The sequence below is a fragment of the Nocardia sp. NPDC050412 genome, assembly GCF_044458825.1.
Taxonomy (GTDB): Bacteria; Actinomycetota; Actinomycetes; order Mycobacteriales; family Mycobacteriaceae; genus Nocardia.
The window spans coordinates 58394-77595 of the sequence record NZ_JBITIJ010000025.1; the positions used below are offsets into that span (position 1 = coordinate 58394).

The window sequence follows — 19202 nt, forward strand, 5'->3', positions numbered from 1 at the left end:
AATGCTCACGGTCGAATCACGGTTTGCTCGGTCGTTCGATGACCTTCCACGCGCAGTTCCCGGTTTACCCCAAGAGTGATGCCAGGAAAGTGAGCGAAATGCAGATTCCGTCCACCAAGAACGGGAACTATCCCAACGTTGTCGTGACCAGTCTGGCGGCGACCACTTCGATCGCCGGTGATATCGACTCGACCTGGAAGGGCCTGCTCAACGGTGAGAGCGGCATCGATGTCCTGGAGGACAGTTTCGTAGAGCAGTTCGAGCTACCCGTGCGCATCGGCGGACATCTGAAGGTCAAGCCGTCGGATTGCCTCACCAGGCAGGAGACCCGACACCTGTCGTATGTGGAGCAGATGGCCGTGGTGTTGGCCCGTGAGGTGTGGCGCAATGCGGGCAGTCCGGAGGTGGACAAGAACCGCCTCGCCGTCGCCATCGGCACCGGTCTCGGCGGCGGCGAATACATCACGGCCGCCCGCGACCGGCTGCAGAACGGCGGCTACCGCAAGGTGTCGCCGCTGACCGTGCAGCGCATCATGCCCAATGGCTCGGCCGCCTGCGTCGGCCTGGAACTGGGCGCGAAAGCGGGTGTGGTGACGCCGGTCTCGGCCTGTTCGTCGGGTTCGGAAGCGATCGCGAACGCCTGGCAGATGATCGTGATGGGCGATGCCGACATGGTGGTCGCCGGCGGTGTCGAGGGGTCCATCCAGGCCGTGCCGATCGCGGCATTCACCATGATGCGCGCCATGAGTACCCGCAACGAGGACCCGAGGGCTGCCTCGCGACCGTTCGACAAGGATCGCGACGGATTCGTCTTCGGTGAGGCGGGCGCGATGATGGTCATCGAAACCGAGGAGCACGCCAAGGCGCGCGGCGCGACGATTCACGCGCGGCTGATGGGTGCCGGGATCACTTCCGACGCCTTCCATTTGGTCGCGCCCGATCTCGATGGCAAGGGCGCCGCGCGCGCGATGACCAGGGCGATGCAGAAGGCCGGTATCACCAAAAACGATGTAGGCCACGTCAATGCGCACGCGACCGCGACCCCGATCGGCGATACCGCCGAGGCGCAGGCCATCAATGCCGCTGTGGGCAACCATGTTTCGGTTTATGCGCCGAAATCCGCACTTGGCCATTCGATCGGCGCGGTCGGCGCGCTCGAATCGGTGCTGACGGTGCTCTCGGTGCGTGACGAAATCGTTCCGCCGACGTTGAATCTGGACAATCAGGATCCGGAAATCGAGCTCGATGTGGTCAAGGGACAGGCCCGTCCCGGACGAATCGACTACGCCGTGAACAACTCGTTCGGTTTCGGCGGGCACAACGTCGCGATCGCCTTCGGGCGGTACTGAGTAAGTCGGGAAGGCGCACCTGCTAGCCTTCCCGACGCTTCGTTATCGACCTGTGTTCGGTGTAATCGCACGGCCTGAGTGCCTGCGTTGGCAAAAGGATAAGGCGATGATCGACGAGACATTCGACGACTATTTGGACGACCAGGGCAATATCAAAATCCGTGAGAATAAGACCCTGATCGACTTCGTCGACAAGCACAGCGCGGAGAACGGCGACGAGCTCGCCTACCGCTATATCGACTACTCGCGCGAGCGCGACGGCGAGTACATCGAATTGACCTGGCGCGAATTCGGCGTACGGCTGCGCGCCGTCGCGGCCCGGCTGCAGCAGGTGACTCAGCCGGGTGATCGGGTGGCGATCCTGGCCCCACAGGGTTTGGACTATGTCGTCTCGATCTTCGCGGCGGTTTACGCGGGCAGTATCGCGGTGCCGCTGTTCGATCCGGAAGAGCAGGGCCACACCGATCGCCTGCACGCGGTGCTCAATGACTGCAAACCATCGGCGATTCTCACCGTCGGCTCGGCCGCGGCGGGTGTGCGGAACTTTTTCCGGCACCTCCCGGCAGCGCAGCGTCCGCGCATTATCGCGGTGGACGCGATTCCGGACAGTGTCGGCTCCACCTGGGTGCGACCGGAAATCAATATCGACAGCGTTGCCTATCTGCAGTACACCTCGGGTTCCACCAGAACCCCGGCCGGTGTCGAGATCACCCACCGGGCGGTCGGCACCAATCTGCTGCAGATGATCGATGCCATTGGGGTGCAGGAGAATTCGCGCGGCGTAACCTGGCTGCCGCTATTCCACGATATGGGTCTGCTGTCTGTGATCCTGCCGACCATCGGCGGCGGATTCATCACGATCATGTCGCCGAGCGCTTTCGTGCGGCGGCCGTATCGCTGGATCAAGGAACTGGCGGCGGCCTCCGACGGCGCCGGAACCTTCGCGGCCGCACCGAATTTCGCATACGAACATGCGGCCGCGCGCGGTAAGCCGAAAGCCGCTGAGGAACTGGATCTTTCGAAAGTAATCGGGTTGATCAACGGCAGCGAGCCGGTTTCGGTGTCGTCGATGCAGAAATTCAATGAAGCGTTCGCGCCGTACGGTCTGCCCAAGACCGCACTCAAGCCCTGCTACGGCATGGCCGAGGCGACGCTGTTCGTTTCCGCGACCAGGGCCGAGGACGAGGCGAAGGTCGTCTACGTCGATCGCAATGAGCTCAATGCGGGTCGGATGGTGGAAGTGCCGAAGGGCACGCCGAATTCGATCGCGCAGGTGTCCTGCGGCTATGTGGCGCTATCGCAGTGGGCGGTGATCGTCGATCCGGAAACCGGCATCGAACGCGGTAACGGTGAGGTCGGCGAAATCTGGCTACACGGCGACAATATGGGCATCGGGTACTGGGGTCGGCCGGATGAAACCGCCGCGACCTTCCACAACACCTTGGCGCGGCGACTACCGGAGGGCAGCCACGCACAGGGCACCGATCCGGACGCGAAGTGGATGCGCACCGGCGATTTCGGTGTCTACCTGGACGGCGAGTTGTATATCACCGGTCGGGTGAAGGATCTGGTGATCGTCGACGGACGCAACCACTATCCGCAGGATCTGGAATTCTCGGCGCAGGAATCCAGCACCGCACTGCGGCCCGGATTCATCGCGGCATTCTCGGTGCCCGCGAATCAATTACCCGCACTGGTATTCGAACAGGGCAGCCATTCCGGACTCGCCTTCGATGCCGATGACACCTCCGAGCAGTTGGTCATCGTGGCCGAGCGCGGCAACGGTGCGGCGAAGCTTGATCCGGGGCCGATCGCCGATACCGTGCGCGGCGCGATCGCACAGCGTCACGGGGTCACGGTGCGTGATCTGCTGCTGGTTCCGGCCGGTTCGATTCCGCGCACGTCCAGCGGCAAGATCGCCCGACGGGCCTGTCGCGCGGCGTATTTGGAGGGCACATTGCGCGGCGGTTATCAGCAGCACGACTTCCCGGACGTGCCGGTGGACCAGCAGGATTCGACCGTCTGAGCTCGGATTATTCGACGGTACAATCGAAGTAACGGCCATCGGCGCCCGTGCATGTGGGCGCCGATGTCGTGTGCGGTGCGTTCGGGGGTAGTGCGGGGGTTCTTGACCTCGAGGTGACTCGAGGTTGTTGGCTGTGGACGTGGCGGAAAATCGGTTGGCCGATCCCTGGACTGATGCCACGCTGAAATGTCGGACCCCGATGCGAACATCACCGGGGTTCCGTTCGCGACACAGCCAATCCAAGACGATCACGAGGGGGAGCTTTGTCCGTCACGCTCGATTCGCCATTGGCCGACACGGAGGTCGACAGACCGGAGCGGCCCGCCGCTGCGGTGCCGGGCCGCCTGTATTCGTTACGTCGATTCTGGCCGTATCTGCGGCCGCATCGGTTCACGCTGCTCGGCGCCACCACGCTTGCGGTGCTCGCCACCCTGACGGCCATCGTGCTTCCGCTGGTCATCGCGCGAATAATCGACGGCCCGATCCAGCGGCGCGATTTCGGCGGCGTCGTACTTCCGGTGCTGCTGGTGCTGGCGCTCGGTCTGCTGGAGGCGTGCGGCGTATGGGGGCGGCGGTGGCTGATCGCGAAGCCCGCCGCCCAGTTCGAGATCGATATGCGCGCCAAGATCTTCCGCAAGCTGCAGACGCTCTCGATCGGACGGCACGATGCCTGGGAGTCCGGTCAGTTGCTCTCGCGCGCGGTCGACGATATGGGCACCATGAAGCGGTTCGTCGCATTCGCGGGGCCGTTCCTGATCATCCACTTCATCGTGATCCCGATCGGTCTGGTGGTGCTGTTCGCGCTGAGCTGGCAGATCGGGCTGACCTTCGCGGTCATCGCGATCCCGCTGTCCTATGTGTGCCTGCGGTTCGAGCGGCGCTACGGCGTTGCCTCGCGGCGCTCGCAAGATCAGGCCGGTGATCTGGCCACCACCGCCGAGGAGTCCGCACAGGGCATCCGGGTGCTGAAGGCATTTGGTCGCGGTGCGTTCTTCGGCGGGCGGTTCACCGCGCAGGCGCGGGAATTGCAGCAGACCGAACTGCTCAAGGTGCGGTTGGACGCCACACTCTGGTCGGCGATGGTGTGTCTGCCGCAGCTGGCCATTGCCTTCGCGCTCGGCTACGGCGGTTACGCCGTCGCACACGAGATGATGACGCTCGGCACCTTGGTCGCGAGCATCACATTGGCGACCTTCCTGCAGTGGCCGATCATCTGGACCGGGTTCCTGCTCGCCGAGTGGAACGATGCGCGTACGGCGGCGGACCGATTCTGGGAGATCATCGACACCCCGGTCGAAATCACCGATCCCGCGAATCCGGTGGCACTGCCGGAGCGGATCGTCGGCGAACTGACGATGCACGGTGTGCGTTTCGCCTTTCCGGACGCGAATGACGAAGTACTGCACGATATTTCGCTGAAGGTGCGTCCCGGTGAGACGGTCGCGTTGGTCGGTGCGACCGGCAGTGGAAAGACGGCACTGCTCAACCTGATTCCGCGGCTCTACGACGTGACCGACGGCGCCATCACCATCGACGGCATCGATATCGCATCGATGCGGGTGTCCGATCTGCGTTCGCTGGTCTCGGTGTCGTTCGAGGAACCGGTGCTGTTCTCGGCGAGTGTGCGGGAGAACGTCGCGCTCGGCGATCCCGAGGCCACCGATGACGATGTGCGGCGCGCGCTGGATGTCGCGCAGGCCACCGATTTCGTGAACGATCTGCCGTGGGGACTCGATACCCGAATCGGCGAGCAGGGGCTGAGCCTGTCCGGTGGTCAGCGCCAGCGGCTCGCCTTGGCCCGCGCGGTGCTCGCGCGCGCGAGTGCAGGGGAGCGGACTCGAATCATGGTGCTCGACGATCCGCTGTCCGCACTCGATGTGGAGACCGAGGAGCGCGTACAGGAACGGCTACGCACTGTACTCGCCGGTGCGACCACACTGCTTGTGGCGCACCGACCTTCGACCGCAGCAATGGCCGACCGGGTGGCCCTGCTTGCCGATGGCCGGATCGTCGCGGAGGGCGCGCACGATCAACTACTCAAAACCAGCGGTCGCTATCGCGAACTGATGGGAGGTGAATCATGACCGCAACCGAAACTACCGTCTCCGCAGACGATTCGACCGACCGCGACGAGGTCGCAGACTGGCGTGGCATCGCCAATGAGGACAAGACGGTAACCGAGACCGGAAATCTGGTGCTGGCCGGTCGATCTCGGCGCTTGCTGCTGAGCCTGGCACGGCCCTATCGCAAGCTCGCGGTCTTCGCCCTGCTGCTGATCGTGCTCGACAACGCCGCGATGGTGTCGGCGCCGCTGTTCGTCGCGCACGGACTCGACACTGGTATTGCCGAGGGCGTCGCGGGGAATTGGGCGCCCTTGGCGCGCACCGTCGCGGGTTACCTGGGTGCCGTCGGGGTCGGTGTCTGCACCACCTTCGTCTTCCTGCGGATCTCGGGAAGGCTCAGCCAGAGTGTGCTTTTCGATCTGCGGGTCCGGCTGTTCGCGCATATGCAGCGGCTCAGCGTGGCCTTCCACGAGCAGTACACCTCCGGCAAGGTCGTCGCGCGACTGACCGGTGATATCGAGACGCTGCAGCAGTTGCTGGAGAGTGCCCTGAATCAAGCGTTGAGCGCGATCCTTTCGGTGCTGACGATCGCGGTCCTGCTGATCTACCTCGATCAGACCCTCGCCGCGATCGTGTTGCTCGGATTCGTGCCATTGGCGCTGGTCACTCGCTGGGCGCAGCGCAGGCAGCGGACGGGTTACCGGCGCACCCGCAGTGCCATCGCGAAAGTTGTCGTGCAGTTCGTGGAGTCGATGGGTGGTATACGCGCGGTGCAGACGTTCCGTCGCGAGGCGCGCAACGAAGCGGTGCTGGCCGCCGAGGACGCCGAATATCTGCAGGCGACCACCGCCGCGATGCGCGGTATGGGCGACTACGCCGGTCTCACCAAGCTGCTCGGCAATCTGACCACCGTGATCGTCATCGTGGTCGGCGCCCGGCAGGTGATCGAAGGCAACCTCGCCGTAGGTGTTCTCGCGGCATACCTGTTGTACCTCAACGAGTTCTACGGTCCCCTCGATGAACTCGCCCAGGTATTCAACGCCTACCAGTCCGCCGCGGCGGCTCTGGAGAAGATCTCCGGTGTGCTCGAGGAGGAGCCCTCGGTGCGCGAGCCGCAGGAGCCGATTGCGTTGGCGAAGGCGACCGGTGCGGTGCGAATGGACCGAGTGTGGTTCGGCTATGGATCTCCAGCCCCGGCGCCTTCCGAGTCGTCGGACACTGCGCTTACGCCGCCAACCGAGCAGCGCGGGCGAGCGCGTCCGGTGTTACCGGAGTTCTCATTGGAGATTCCGGCCGGGCAGGTGATCGCGCTCGTCGGTGCGACGGGTGCGGGCAAGTCGACGTTGGCCAAGTTGCTGACGCGGTTCTATGACCCGTCGGGCGGCACGGTGACCTTGGACGGTATCGACCTGCGGCGGTTGTCGGATGCGGATCTGCGGCGCAATGTCGTGATGGTCACCCAGGAGTCGTATCTGTTCTCCGGATCGGTGGCCGACAATATTCGGCTCGGTCGGCCGCAGGCCAGTGATGCGGAGGTGTTCGCGGCGGCGCGTGCGGTCGGGCTGTACGACTTCGTGACCCAACTGCCGGATGGCTTCGACACCGACGTGCGCAAACGCGGTGGGCGATTGTCGGCGGGGCAGCGTCAGCTGGTCGCGTTCGCTCGGGTGTTCCTCGCGGAGCCCGCGGTGATCGTGCTGGACGAGGCCACCTCGAGCCTGGACATTCCGAGCGAACGGCTGATCCAGCGGGCGCTGGAAACGGTGCTGCGCGATCGCACGGCCGTGATCATCGCGCATCGGCTCTCCACGGTCGCCATCGCAGACCGCGTGCTGGTGCTGGAATCGGGCCGGATCGTCGAGGATGGCACGCCGAGCGAGCTCATCGCCGGCACCGGCCGGTTCGCCAGCCTGCACGCGGCCTGGCGTGAGTCGCTGGTGTGATGCCGGTGCGTGCGTCGCTTACGGTAGATACGTGACGAATCCAGACCTCGGCCCCGACAGCCAACCGGCGACATCGCGGTGGCCGGCGATCCTCACGTGGCGCGCGCACAACGCGTCGCGGATGGAGTCCGTCCGCGTGACGCTCAACGGCAACCGCATCCGCGCCGCCGGTCGCATGATCGGCGGCGCATGCGCGGACCATCCCGCGTTCAGTGCGTCCTATGACTTGGTCACCGACGAGAACGGGGTCACCAAGCGGCTATCCCTGCGCAGCACCACCGCCGCCGGGGAACGCCAGGCCTCGATCGCCAGGGACGAGGAGAACTACTGGCTCGTCGACGCCGGTGGCGGGCACGTCCGCTCCACCTTCGCGGGTGCCCTGGATGTCGACGTCGTGCTCAGCCCGTTCTTCAACACCCTGCCCATCCGCCGCTTCGGCTTGCAGAACGCCGTCGAGAACATCCAGGTCCCGGTCGTCTACGTCCGCATCCCCGACCTCCTGGTCCAGGAAGCCAGCCTCACCTACAGCAGCGGCGCCACCGGCATCAGCGTGCTGTCCCCGGTCTCCAGCGCCACCGTCACCGTCGACGGCGACGGTTTCCTCCTCGACTACCCAGGTCTCGCCGAGCGCATCTGACCGCGCCGCGCACCGTGCCCGCGCGTGGATTCGCCAGGCGAAATTGCGGCTGTGGTGCCGCGCACAGCGTCACCGTGGACGGCGACGGCTTCCTCCTCGGGTCTCGCCGAGCGCATTTGACCGCGCCGTGCACCTTCACGTGCCCGCGCATGGATTCACCAGGCGGATTGCCATGTGGCGCCGCGCACATTTCCACGCGCTGCACATGAATTCACCGGGCTGTGGTGCGCGCGGGTCACCCCAGCTTCGTCGGCACCTGGCGCCGTCGGCTTGCCTGCCGCAAACGCTCTGGTCGGGGGCAGGCAGCGATTCCCAGCGCCGCGCTCGCGAGCGCGGCGATGAGGCTGTCTCATCGGTGTTCGGCCCCTCGCGCTGCGATCAGCCCAGCTTGGTGATCACCCCACCGCGCTGGCCAGCCTCGCGCAGTGCCTCGAGCCAGTTGTGGTCGCCGGGGCGGATATCGGTGATCTCCCAGCGCTGCGTGGTTTCGTAGCGTTCGCGGCCGTCGTGCCCGGCTTCGACGAGGTCGACCAGGGTGCCTTCGTCGCGGAGACTATCGCGGGCGGCGCTCAGCACGGTGAGCGTCTCCTCGAGTACGTCCAGCAGGGCCATCGTGTTCGGTTCGCAGATGGCACGGACCAGGTCGGGGGCGGTGGCGGCGACTCGGGTGCCGTCGCGGAACGAACCCGCGGCCAGGCCGAGCGCCAGGTCGCCGCCCGCCGCACCGGCCACCGCCAGCGCCTCGGCCAAGACATGCGGCAGATGGGAGATCCGGGCCACCGCCCGGTCGTGCTCGTCCGCGATCACCGGGGTGACCACCGCACCGCAGGCCAGCGCCAGCCGCACCACCCGAAGCCAGGGTTCGGGACGGGTGCCCTCATCGACGCCGACCGCCCACACCGCATCACGGAATAGGCCGGGATCGGTGGCCGCCCAACCGGATTCGGAGGTACCGGCCATCGGATGCCCGCCGACATAGCGAGCCGCGAGTCCGTGCCGCCGTACCGCCTCGGCCACCGGTGCCTTGACGCTCACCACATCGGTGAGCGAGCAGCGCGGCGCGAAGGTTGCTACTTCGGCGAGGATGTGGTCCACCGCGGGCATCGGCACCGCGACCACGATCAGCGCATGGCTATCGGCGGCCCGGGTCAGCACACCGAGCAGATCCCCCGTGACATCGAATCCATCCGCCCGCGCGGCCTGCGCACCCGGCTCTGACCTGTTGTAACCCCACGCGTCATACCCCGCGCCGACGGCGGCGCGTAGCAGCGAACCGCCGATCAAGCCTGCCCCGAGGACACACACCGGTGCTTTCTGGTCAGGAGTCATTGGAACAGATTCGCATACGACTTCAACATTTCGGCTCGAGCCGACTACCGTTGCGGCCATGGCAGCACAGCGCTCGGGCACGAACAAGGCTGCGTCGGATGATTACGACGACGTGGAAGGGTTCGCAGTGGCGGTTGTCCGCGAAGAAGGAAAATGGCGGTGCAGTCCGCTGAGTCAGGCGGCGCTCACCGATTTGTCCGCAGCGGAAACAGAACTCAAGGCATTGCGCAGTTCCGGCGCGGTATTCGGATTGCTGGATATCGATGACGAGTTCTTCATCGTGCTCCGGCCCGCGCCGAGCGGCACCCGGATGCTGGTTTCGGATGCGACGGCCGCGATCGACTACGACATCGCCGCCGACGTCCTCGAGGCCCTCAATATCGAAATTCCGGACATTGATCCGGACGAACTCGACGATATCGAGCCATGGGAGGAGGGCGACCTCGGCGTTCTCGCCGACCTCGGCCTGCCGGAACCCGTGCTCAGCGTGATCCTCGCCGAGACCGATCTCTATCCGGATGAACAGCTCGGCATGATCGCCCAGCGGCTCGGCTTCGCCAACGAACTCACGGCGGTGCTGGACAAGCTGCCCCGCTGACGTGGGCTTGCTCACCGACGACACCGATATGGTCCGGGCCGCGATCGCCGCCGCAGCCGATGCGGGCGATCGCGACGTGCCGGTCGGTGCCGTCGTCTTCGATGCCGACGGGCGTGAACTCGCGCGCGCGGCCAATGCCAGGGAGGCCCTCGGCGACCCGACCGCGCACGCCGAGATCCTCGCCCTGCGCCGCGCGGCCGCGGTCCTCCGCGACGGTTGGCGGCTGGAACACTGCACACTCGCGGTAACCCTGGAGCCGTGCACCATGTGCGCGGGCGCCCTGGTGCTCGCTCGGGTCGGTCGCCTGGTCTTCGGCGCCTGGGAACCGAAAACCGGTGCCGTCGGCTCCCTTTGGGACGTAGTCCGTGACCGCCGTCTCAATCACCGCCCACAAGTCCGCGGTGGCATCCTCGAAGCCGAATGCGCAGCCCTCCTCGACGCTTTCTTCCGCCCCCAACGTTGACCCCTCCCACCTCCTCCACAGCCGATTTAGCGATCCGACCCCCGTCCGGTATGGTTGTCGGCGGTGGCGTGTCCGAGCGGCCTAAGGAGCACGCCTCGAAAGCGTGTGAGGGGTAACCCCCCTCCGAGGGTTCAAATCCCTCCGCCACCGCTTATGCCCCTCACCTGAATTGCCAGGTGAGGGGCTTTTTCTATGCCGCTTCGGCGTCCTCATCGGCCGGTTTGGGCACATTTTGGGCACGGCCAGATCCGTACGCCTTTTCCATGGCATCCGCGAGTCTGTCGAGATCGTCGTCGAATAGGTCGCTGTAGGTGTTCAGCGTCTCCTTGGCGTCCCGGTGGCCCAGCAGCCGAGCCAGCGCTAACACGTTGGCACCAGCGGACACTGACAGCGATGCGCAGGTATGGCGCAAGTCGTGCGGTGTGATCGGCTGGACCTTGGCACGCTTCACCGCGCCGGTAAACCAGCCGTCCACTGTCTTGGGGCGCGGGAGGTACTTCGTCGCGTCATCGGGATGCGGGAACACCAGCGCGTCCGGATCGCGGCCTTTGGTGTGCGCGGCCAACTGGCTGAGGATGAAGCGGGGGACGGGCACACTACGGCTCTCCTTGCCCTTCGTCGGCCCCTCGGCATGGTCGACGCCGAGCTGTACAGCGTTGTCTGCCACCGTGATTCGCCTACGCGTGAAGTCGATATCGCGCACCCGCAACGCGATCATCTCGCCCCATCGTGGGCCGCAGTAGGCGAGGCACGTCACCAAGAGTTCGTGTCTCCCTGCCTCTTTCGCCAGACGCGCTACGTCGTCGGCGGTCAGGTACACATGCCGCTTCTTGGTCTTCCTTGGCAGCATCTCCGAGATCAGCTTTCCGCGGGCAAGGTTCTTCGGTATCAGCTTCCTCGGCTCGACCGCCATATCGAGGATGCTCGCGAGCACGCCGTACGCCCTGATGATTGTGGTTGCACCGGCGTTCAGGTCTGGCTTGCCCTTTTCCTGCGCTCGCTCCTGGGCGGCAAGGCGCATGTCGACGATCCAGCCCTGTACCGACTCCGCCGTCACGTCGCCGATGCGGATGTGCCCCCAGCGCGGCTGAACGTGGACGCGCCACGCGGTATCCAAGGTCCGATAGTTGGACGGCGCGACGCTGGCCTTCTTCATCTTCAACCAGTCCGGCGCCAGCTCGCCAATGGTGACCCGGCCGAGCGACGGCGCGACGTAGTCGCCATCCTGCTTGCGGACCTCCACCCGGTTGGCGAACGCTTCGGCGTCGGTCTTGCGCCGAAAGCCCCGCTTCTTCGTCTGCGCCCCGCTCGGCGTCCGAAAGCGAACCATGTAGCGGGTCTCTGGCTTGCGGAGCTTGCCGTCCTTGTTGCGCTTGGGCGTCAGCTCGTAGCTCTCAATCGTCGCCATCGTCGTCCGCCCTGATATCGACAGCGATGTTCGGCTGGTCGGTCCAGTTCTGCACGGCCGGGTTCGTGTTGTTCTCGAAGTAGGCGCGGGCGTAGGTTCCGCGGTTCTCTTTTGGAACGGTCGAAGGGATCGCCGGAGGACGACTTGGCAAGGGGCGCTTGCCGTTTGCCCACTCCCATACAGCCGGAGCTATCTCGTTTGGCGCACCAGTGAGCGCCACGATGTGTTGCGCGCTGTTGGTCGGGGGTAACAGGAGGCTGTTCGGGTTCGCGTCCAGCGCAATCGCTAGTGCGATCAAGTCGTCGGCGTCCACCCGTCTCTTCTCCGCCTCGATGTGCCGGAGTCCAAGTGTGGGTATCGGCCGCCCGATCTCCTGGAGCCGCGCCGCTAGCTCGACGTACTGAAGTCCGTGCTTCCTCCTAAGCCGCTCGACGTTCTTCGCGACCGTCGCACCGGTCGCTCCCAACGGGTTCTTTGGCGTCCCTGCGGGCTTCCCGGCCGGTTCCTTGGTTGGTGCCATGAAGGCAGCCTACCGGCCGAGCGATGGAAATCATCGTTGAAATCCTGAAGTTAGCCACGCCCGATGAAATCTGCACCGGAATGATGATTTGCTGTGTATTGTGATCGCTAGGCGATGGAAACCATCGCCGGACGATTGAAAATAGGAGATTGAGGTGACTACCAGCAAAGCCACTGTTGGCGGCCTGGCGACGGCGAAGGAAGCTGCTGCGTTCCTGCGCACCACGCCAGCCGCTCTCGCGCAGGGTCGATATCTGGGCCGTGGACCGGAGTACGTACGTCACGGAAAGCGAGTTCTCTACTCGTGGGATGCGTTGCGCGACTACGTAACTGCGAACACAGTGCGCCCGAGTGGGCGGCCCGAGGTCGCGTGATGCATCGATCAACCCCCAAACCCGGATCGGGGGCAACCGATCCGGGCCGAAACACAATCCTCACCCAAAAAGGAAATGCAATGACCAACAATACCGACCGCGGCCCGTGCCTGGTATGCGACCACATCGAATCGCTGCATCTGTCGCTGTCCGTCGACCATGAGTTCGTCCCGGCCACAGAGTGGGTCGACCTGTGCTGCGCGTCCTGTAACACGGTCATAGGCACTGTCTCCGCACCCCTGCCGGACGTACCGGTCAAGTGCCAGCGATGCAGCCGTGACACCGGCTGCGCCAGCTGGTGCCCGCAGGGCCATGGTCATCACGACGAGCTGTTCGAGCAAGACCGCAATTGCTTCGGTCCCGAGATGACTATCGGGCTGACGATCGAACCATCACCCGGACTCGGCCAGGTGGCCAATATCCAGGTCATGCCGCGTCGCCGGTTCGCGCCTCCGCAGGACAGCGTCCATGTCGCGATGGTTCTGAACACGGGGGATGCCGATATGGACCTCTCGGTGAGTGAGGCACGTCAGCTCGCGGCCGTGTTGTTGACGACTGCCGATTGGGTGGACGTGGACTAATGCCAACACTGAGAAGCCGCGCCGAAGCCGCGCACCGACTGCCGGGCGGTGACCCATGGTTGCCCTCGCATGACGATTCGGCACCGACCAGTCGCCAGCTCGAGGCATGGTGCCAAGCCGCGAAACACATTGCGGCAGATGGTGTTACGCCAATCCTCCCGGCGGAGGTTCTGCGTGCCTTGTACCGGCAGGGTGGCGAGCCGCGCGAACTTGCTGAACGTATCAACCGATCAGGAGGGGTAGCCGCTTGAGTAACGACGAAAACACCTGGGGCGCAGCGGATTCCGCTGCGCCTTCGGGCGCTTCTCTCGAACGGGAATTTCCTCCGCCGTCCGCGCCGTTGCCGGTCGCTCGACAGATCTATGAGGGGCATCAGCTCGAGGACGGGACGCCTACCTTGGTGGCGTGGCGTGGCGGGTGGATGCAGTGGGGTGGAACCCACTGGGTCGAACTCGACCCCGCAGCGCTGCGCAGCGCGATCTACCGGGTGCTTGAGAACGCGATCTACGACGACGAGGAGAAGGGGTGGACCGACTGGAACCCGAATCGTCACAAGGTCGCGAACATCATGGAAGCCCTCGCGGCCGTCGGGCATCTGCCGACCAGGATCGACCCTCCCGCCTACCTCGACGGCACCCCGGTTCGCAAGGGCATCATCGCGTGCCGCAACGGCCTTCTCCATATCGACCATCGCACTCTGACTGAGCACACCCCCACCTTCTTCAACATCGTCTCGGTGCCGTTCGACTACCAGCATGATGCGCTGGAACCTGTGGCGTGGCTGGAGTTCCTGGCCTCGGTGTGGCCCGACGACCCGGATTCGATTGCGCTGCTCCAGGAGTACACCGGATATGTCCTGTCGGGGCGCACCGATATGCAGAAGGCCTTGTTGCTGATCGGGCCGACCCGATCGGGCAAGGGCACCTATGCGCGGCTACTGACCGAACTGGTGGGCCGGGGGAACGCCGCAGGGCCGACGCTGGCGAGCCTCGGCACGAACTTCGGGTTGTCGCCACTGCTCGGCAAGCCGCTCGCGGTGGTGTCGGACGCTCGCCTCGGTGACGGCAACGTCCGCACCGTGGTGGAGCGACTGTTGTCGATCACCGGTGAGGACATGCTCACCATCGACCGCAAGTTCAAGGAGCCGTGGAACGGCAAGTTGCCGTCGCGGTTCGTGATCCTGTCCAACGAGCTGCCACGCTTCGGTGACGCCTCCGGCGCGATCGCAAACAGGTTCCTCGTGCTGCAGATGACCAACAGCTTCCTCGGCAAGGAGGACCGCACACTCGACGCACGATTGACCGCGGAGTTGCCGGGCATTCTGTCGTGGGCGCTCGACGGTCTTGATCGCCTGGTCCGCAACGGCCGCTTCACCGTGCCTACGGCGTCGCAGGATGCCACCACCCTGATGATGGATCTGGCGTCGCCGATCTCCGCCTTCGTGCGCGACTGCTGCGTGCGCACACCTACCGCCTACATCGACCGCGCGACGCTGTATCAGGCGTGGAAATCCTGGTGCGACGACAACGGACACCGCGCGGGCAGCAACTCCACCTTCGGCCGCGACCTTCGCGCCGTGGTGCCTGAGCTGCTTGCCTCGCAATCGCGAGTCGGGGACGGCAAGCGCGTTCACCGATACGACCGCATCGGCCTCCGAGCCGAGGTAATCGAGGCCATGAATAGCGCCTTAAATGCTGATCCGCCTGTGCCACCTGTGCCAGTTAGGGAAACCACAGGTCAGCGAGGGTGCATTGACGATGAACTGCCTGTGCCAGGCGATGACGACCCTGTGCCACCTATCCCAGGTGGCACAGGCAACGGTGTCGCTGGCACAGGCAGCCTTGATGTGGAACCGCAGGTCAAACAGGGTGGCACAGGTGGCACAGGTGAAAGTGCATTTAAGGACGTACTCACCGACGACATCCCACCTGTTGTACGCACCCCCGGCCGGTCCGTAGGGCAGTGGCTCGGCTCCGGCGAACCGGTCAACAGCCGCCCCGTCGAACCCGGCCGAGAGGAGAAGGTGCGCGGCTACCTGCTCGCCAGGCTCGGCAAGGCCAACGGCGACCCCGTACCTCGTTCGGCCATGCAGCAGTGCGTCAGCGGCAAGACCGGCGACCGCGCCCTTGTGCCCGCCGTCCTTGCCGATCTCATCGCCGAAGGTGCCCTGATCGAGCAGCAGATACCAGGCAAACGCAAAGGCGCAATCGGCTACCGACTCCGTGCGCACGCCGAGGCAAGCTGATGTGCCACCCGAACGTCGATCGCTGCACGGTTGCTGCCGTGCAGCGGTCGCGTGCGGCCAGGCCCGACCTGGGGGAGGACCCCAGACGTGGCCCGCCCGCATCCTCCGGCATAGGCGGGCACCCTCCCCGGTTTTTTCCAAACAGAAACCCCCTTGTCACGGTGCATATGCCCTGGTCGTGGCTGAGCCCTTTGATCGCGCTCTACCTGTTTGCCCTGGTCAGAGCCTCATAACGTAACGCGCCCCACCGACCCGAAAGGATGCCCAATGGGAGCCGAACAGGACCTAAACGACGGATTCCCGCCCTACCATCGCGCTCCGCCTGATGTCGTGCCGCGCCGGACGCTGCCCGCCGATGACATCCCGACCGGCGACGCCGAGGTGGTCTATTACGAGGTCGCCGAGGACGGTATCGAGCGCGTCACCGAGCGCATCCACGTCACTGCCCCATTCACCCGAGAGGACATGCCATGACGCAACCCACCGCCGAGCAGCCGACCACCGCGCCCGAGTCGGAGCAGCCCGCCGACACCGCGCCGGCCGATTCCATGCCGGCCGAACTGGAAGCCAGCGCCGACATTGAACAGCAGCAGTCTCCGAACCGGGAGGCGGCGAAGTGGCGCAAGCAGTTGCGCACCGTCGAGACCGAACGGGATTCACTGATCGAGCGCGTCACCGCATATGAGCGCGCGGAGGTCGAACGGCTTGCCGCGGATAAGTTGACCGACCCTGCCGACCTCTGGGTGTCCGGTGCCGACCTCGAGACGTTCCGCGGAGAGGACGGCGCGATCGATGCGGCGAAAGTACGTGCGGCCGTCGACGGCGTTCTCGAATCGCACCCGCATTGGAAGCGCGCTACCCGCACTCGGCCCCCGGCCGGTTCGCTGAAGTCGGGTGCGTCGAGCGAAGGCGACATCGTCGGTACCTCGTGGGCACAGGTGTTCGGTACAGCACGAGAACGGGGCTAGAATCGTCACGTGACGCGGGTCGGTACCGGCCAGGAGTCGGAGACCCGCGTCAAGCTCGCCCCAGCGGGGCAACCGGAACGGCTTGCAGCCACCGGAGACCATTCCCCGCTACCCGAAGGCGAGCACAGTGTCTCTGTACACTTCCACGTCCGGTATCGGCGGTCTCCTGCCCGAGCAGGTACACGCGCTGATTGTCCGGCCCGTTCAACGTGATTCGGTCGCATTACAGACGACAACCGTCCTATCGACCGACTCCACCAGTAGCAAATTCCCCATCGTGACCGCCGACCCTGCTGCGGCATGGGTGCCCGAAGGCGGCGAGATCAGCCCGAGCGACTCCGCGCACGACGAACTCGAGGTCGTACACAAGAAGGTCGCGGGTCTAACGATCGTCTCCCGCGAGCTGGCCGAGGACTCGAATCCGTCCGCGCTGGATATCGTCGGCGCCGGTCTGGTCCGCAGCATTGTGACCAAGGTCGACACAGCGTTCTTCGCGGTGACAACGGCCAACGGCCCCAACGGAATTGGTGGAACCACTCACCAAGTGGTCGACATCGGTTCCGGCATCGTCGACACCGACCCGTTCGCGGAGGCCCTGTCGAAGGCGGAGAACGTCGGCGCGACCATCTCCAACTTCGTCACCCACCCGGACACCGCGCTGGAATTGGCGAAGATCAAGGAAATGACCGGATCCAACAAGCCGCTTCTCGGCCCGGATCCGTCGCGGCCCGGTGCGCGGACCGTGCTCGGTGTGCCGTTGCTGGTCTCCCCGTACGTCACCGATGGCGATATCTGGGCGATCCCGCAGGCGTTCACGTTCACCACGATGCGGCGGGACGTCACTCTCGACATCTCGACTGACGCCTACTTCTCGAGCGATCGGGTTGCCGTGAAGTGCTCGATGCGACTGGCGTTCGGCTTCCCGCACCCGCAGGCGATCGTGCGCATCGGCGAACCTGACGGCAGCTAATTCACCACCAATCGAAAGGAAAAGATCATGGCAGCAAAACGAACGGTCCGTGTGAAGGTCGCCCGGGGTAGCCAGACGCGCTGGTATGGCCCGAAAGCCACCTTCCCCAAGGGGAAGCCGCATATCGAACTCGGCTTCGAGACCGGCAGCGAGAAAGCCAAGGTTGTCGACGTCGACGTCGCGAAGGCCATCAAGGGCATCGCGGGCAAGATCACCTGGTAGGTGGGGGGGAACCCCTCTCGACCCACACCCGGCCAGGCGGATACCTAGGGTTCGGCGGTCTGTATGAAACTCGATTCACCGGACGGTATCGGTTCGCCACGTACCTGGGGAGGGTCCCGCTCGGCCGTACACCCGGTCAGTCGGAGTCCTAGCGGCTGACCGGGTGTACGGGTCTGGCGTTTTCAGATCTTGACGTTGGCCCATCGGGCGAAGCGCGAGAGTGTGTCGGTGCCGCGCCGCGAATGCGCGAGGACGCGCACCGTCTCATGAACCTGCGGGTGGTTGCGGGTCAACTCCGGCGCGATCCTGCGGGCATTCTCCAGACTGCCGAGCGCACGGGCCTTGTCCCCGTGCAGCAACCATGCCCGGGACACGTCGATCCAGTGATGTCCGGCGCGCGACGGCGCGACCGATGCGGGCAAGTGGATCTGCTCGGCGCGAGCCACGGCCGTGGTCCCATCGGACAGCTCGACGGGCACGGCAACGGAGTGGATTGCCACGTTCGGCATTTGGAACTGGGTGCCGTAGTCCTTCGCCAGCTCCGACGTGACCACTTCGCCGATCCTGCGTGCCTCCCGAAGGTGGGAGTCTGCGGTATCACCGTCCAGCGCTCGAGCGGAGAGGATTGATCCGCGCAGATGTAGCGCACCGCGGACCGCGAGAAGGTCTGGGGTGCTGGGCAGTTGGTCGCTGGCGGAGTGGGCGCGATCAACGACTTTCAGCCCGCTGGCGTAGGCGCCGGAGTACAGCAGGATGAGCGCCCGATGGTACTCGGCCGCGATCGGCCATATCGGGTCACCGCTGTGTTCGGCCGCCCACACGCAACGCTCGGCCGCCAATCCCGCGAGGTCGAGGTACCCGTATCGATACGCGAACGACGATGCCCGGTTGTAGGCGTAGGCCAGCGTGGAATAGATCTCTTCGAGCTGATGCCCGGCGGGCGCATCCGCAGCAAGCACATGAAGCCCGTGGATTACGTCGGGTAACTCGGCCGTCAGGTCGGAGTATTGGGCGCGGCGCATGCCCTGGCGGACGCGGTTCAGTGCTGCGGCGATTTCCTCCAAAGTCGTTGGCCTGGTGACTGGTTCGTCATTGAAGGCCATTATTCGGCGGCGCAGGTCCCCGATAGTTGCGTGCGCGGTGGAGTCTGCGCGTTGTGGGGTGTAGGGCTGCCCGGTCAGGTCCTCGATATTCACACCGAGCTGGCGAGCTACCGACGCGATGAACGCAGGTGACGCTGGCCGAGAGCCTTGTTCGACCTTGCGTAGCAGTGACACCGAGACGTTCGCCTTGTGTGCCAGTTCGGGCTGTGTGAGTCGTGCGAGCTTTCGGGCCCTGGCGGTCCGTGCACCGACGCCAGTTTCATCCATGCCTCCAACGGTGTCACAGGTTGTGCCACTTCGCAGCCGCTCGGCGAGTGACGCTCAGATCAGCCCCGTCGCCGGGTTGACAACACCCGAACCGTCCCCGGCGACGGGTGCCACCAACGGATTACACACCGAACCCA

18 protein-coding genes and 1 tRNA gene are annotated in these 19202 nt (G+C 65.1%); 15 read left to right on the forward strand and 4 right to left on the reverse strand.

The window, feature by feature from the left end; translation table 11 throughout:
• The first annotated feature begins 98 nt into the window (after nucleotides 1–98).
• The 5 genes from ACIBI6_RS39245 to ACIBI6_RS39265 all read left to right on the forward strand — a co-directional run bounded on the left by ACIBI6_RS39245 (nucleotide 99) and on the right by ACIBI6_RS39265 (nucleotide 8018).
• Nucleotides 99–1349, forward strand: a complete 1251-nt coding sequence (locus tag ACIBI6_RS39245) for a KasA/KasB family beta-ketoacyl-ACP synthase (protein WP_364356970.1) — start codon at nucleotides 99–101, stop codon at nucleotides 1347–1349.
• A gap of 106 nt (nucleotides 1350–1455) precedes the next feature.
• Nucleotides 1456–3375 (forward strand): long-chain-fatty-acid--AMP ligase FadD32, encoded by a 1920-nt coding sequence (gene fadD32 / locus ACIBI6_RS39250; RefSeq protein ID WP_396960122.1) that lies wholly within the window; start codon nucleotides 1456–1458, stop codon nucleotides 3373–3375.
• 263 nt (nucleotides 3376–3638) lie between these two features.
• Nucleotides 3639–5459, forward strand: a complete 1821-nt coding sequence (locus ACIBI6_RS39255) for an ABC transporter ATP-binding protein (protein WP_364356966.1) — start codon at nucleotides 3639–3641, stop codon at nucleotides 5457–5459.
• The gene (locus tag ACIBI6_RS39260) at nucleotides 5456–7381 is read left to right on the forward strand and encodes an ABC transporter ATP-binding protein (protein ID WP_396960125.1); all 1926 of its coding nucleotides are present in this window, start codon (nucleotides 5456–5458) and stop codon (nucleotides 7379–7381) included. The genes ACIBI6_RS39255 and ACIBI6_RS39260 overlap by 4 nt, the downstream gene beginning before the upstream one ends.
• A gap of 121 nt (nucleotides 7382–7502) precedes the next feature.
• Nucleotides 7503–8018: a putative glycolipid-binding domain-containing protein gene (locus ACIBI6_RS39265; protein ID WP_396960167.1), complete on the forward strand. Its 516-nt coding sequence runs from the start codon at nucleotides 7503–7505 to the stop codon at nucleotides 8016–8018.
• Nucleotides 8019–8396: 378 nt separating this feature from the next.
• On the opposite strand, the gene ACIBI6_RS39270 is transcribed toward ACIBI6_RS39265, so the two are convergent.
• Nucleotides 8397–9347: a prephenate dehydrogenase gene (locus tag ACIBI6_RS39270; RefSeq protein WP_396960127.1), complete on the reverse strand. Its 951-nt coding sequence runs from the start codon at nucleotides 9345–9347 to the stop codon at nucleotides 8397–8399.
• A gap of 58 nt (nucleotides 9348–9405) precedes the next feature.
• Between ACIBI6_RS39270 and ACIBI6_RS39275 the strand changes: the two genes are divergently transcribed.
• From ACIBI6_RS39275 to ACIBI6_RS39285, 3 genes are all read left to right on the forward strand, one after another.
• Nucleotides 9406–9945 (forward strand): tRNA adenosine deaminase-associated protein, encoded by a 540-nt coding sequence (locus tag ACIBI6_RS39275; RefSeq protein ID WP_364356955.1) that lies wholly within the window; start codon nucleotides 9406–9408, stop codon nucleotides 9943–9945.
• A gap of 28 nt (nucleotides 9946–9973) precedes the next feature.
• A complete protein-coding gene (locus ACIBI6_RS39280; protein WP_364357102.1) occupies nucleotides 9974–10408 on the forward strand; it encodes a nucleoside deaminase in 435 nt (144 codons plus the stop codon).
• A gap of 62 nt (nucleotides 10409–10470) precedes the next feature.
• Nucleotides 10471–10558, forward strand: a tRNA-Ser gene (locus ACIBI6_RS39285).
• A gap of 40 nt (nucleotides 10559–10598) precedes the next feature.
• On the opposite strand, the gene ACIBI6_RS39290 is transcribed toward ACIBI6_RS39285, so the two are convergent.
• Together ACIBI6_RS39290 and ACIBI6_RS39295 are read right to left on the reverse strand one after the other, a co-directional pair.
• On the reverse strand, nucleotides 10599–11816 hold the full coding sequence (locus tag ACIBI6_RS39290; protein ID WP_396960129.1) for a tyrosine-type recombinase/integrase: 1218 nt from the start codon (nucleotides 11814–11816) through the stop codon (nucleotides 10599–10601).
• Nucleotides 11803–12336, reverse strand: a complete 534-nt coding sequence (locus tag ACIBI6_RS39295; protein ID WP_396960131.1) for a helix-turn-helix domain-containing protein — start codon at nucleotides 12334–12336, stop codon at nucleotides 11803–11805. The genes ACIBI6_RS39290 and ACIBI6_RS39295 overlap by 14 nt, the downstream gene beginning before the upstream one ends.
• A 154-nt stretch (nucleotides 12337–12490) precedes the next feature.
• Here ACIBI6_RS39295 and ACIBI6_RS39300 point away from each other — a divergent pair, with 154 nt between their 5' ends.
• From ACIBI6_RS39300 to ACIBI6_RS39330, 7 genes are all read left to right on the forward strand, one after another.
• The gene (locus tag ACIBI6_RS39300) at nucleotides 12491–12709 is read left to right on the forward strand and encodes a DNA-binding protein (protein ID WP_396960133.1); all 219 of its coding nucleotides are present in this window, start codon (nucleotides 12491–12493) and stop codon (nucleotides 12707–12709) included.
• Nucleotides 12710–12789: 80 nt separating this feature from the next.
• Nucleotides 12790–13290 (forward strand): DUF6907 domain-containing protein, encoded by a 501-nt coding sequence (locus tag ACIBI6_RS39305; protein WP_396960135.1) that lies wholly within the window; start codon nucleotides 12790–12792, stop codon nucleotides 13288–13290.
• Between the two features lie 247 nt (nucleotides 13291–13537).
• The gene (locus tag ACIBI6_RS39310) at nucleotides 13538–15535 is read left to right on the forward strand and encodes a phage/plasmid primase, P4 family (RefSeq protein WP_396960137.1); all 1998 of its coding nucleotides are present in this window, start codon (nucleotides 13538–13540) and stop codon (nucleotides 15533–15535) included.
• A 267-nt stretch (nucleotides 15536–15802) separates the two neighbouring features.
• The gene (locus ACIBI6_RS39315) at nucleotides 15803–16009 is read left to right on the forward strand and encodes a hypothetical protein (protein ID WP_396960139.1); all 207 of its coding nucleotides are present in this window, start codon (nucleotides 15803–15805) and stop codon (nucleotides 16007–16009) included.
• Nucleotides 16006–16503 (forward strand): hypothetical protein, encoded by a 498-nt coding sequence (locus ACIBI6_RS39320; RefSeq protein WP_396960141.1) that lies wholly within the window; start codon nucleotides 16006–16008, stop codon nucleotides 16501–16503. Before ACIBI6_RS39315 ends, ACIBI6_RS39320 begins: the two co-directional genes overlap by 4 nt.
• A gap of 127 nt (nucleotides 16504–16630) precedes the next feature.
• Nucleotides 16631–17473: a phage major capsid protein gene (locus ACIBI6_RS39325; RefSeq protein ID WP_396960143.1), complete on the forward strand. Its 843-nt coding sequence runs from the start codon at nucleotides 16631–16633 to the stop codon at nucleotides 17471–17473.
• 27 nt (nucleotides 17474–17500) lie between these two features.
• Nucleotides 17501–17695, forward strand: coding sequence for a hypothetical protein (locus tag ACIBI6_RS39330; protein ID WP_396960145.1), 195 nt, complete (start codon nucleotides 17501–17503; stop codon nucleotides 17693–17695).
• 182 nt (nucleotides 17696–17877) lie between these two features.
• Here the strand turns inward: ACIBI6_RS39330 and ACIBI6_RS39335 are convergent, their stop codons facing one another.
• Entirely contained in the window at nucleotides 17878–19065 is a 1188-nt protein-coding gene (locus tag ACIBI6_RS39335; protein ID WP_396960147.1) for a helix-turn-helix domain-containing protein, read from the reverse strand.
• Nucleotides 19066–19202: the final 137 nt, after the last annotated feature.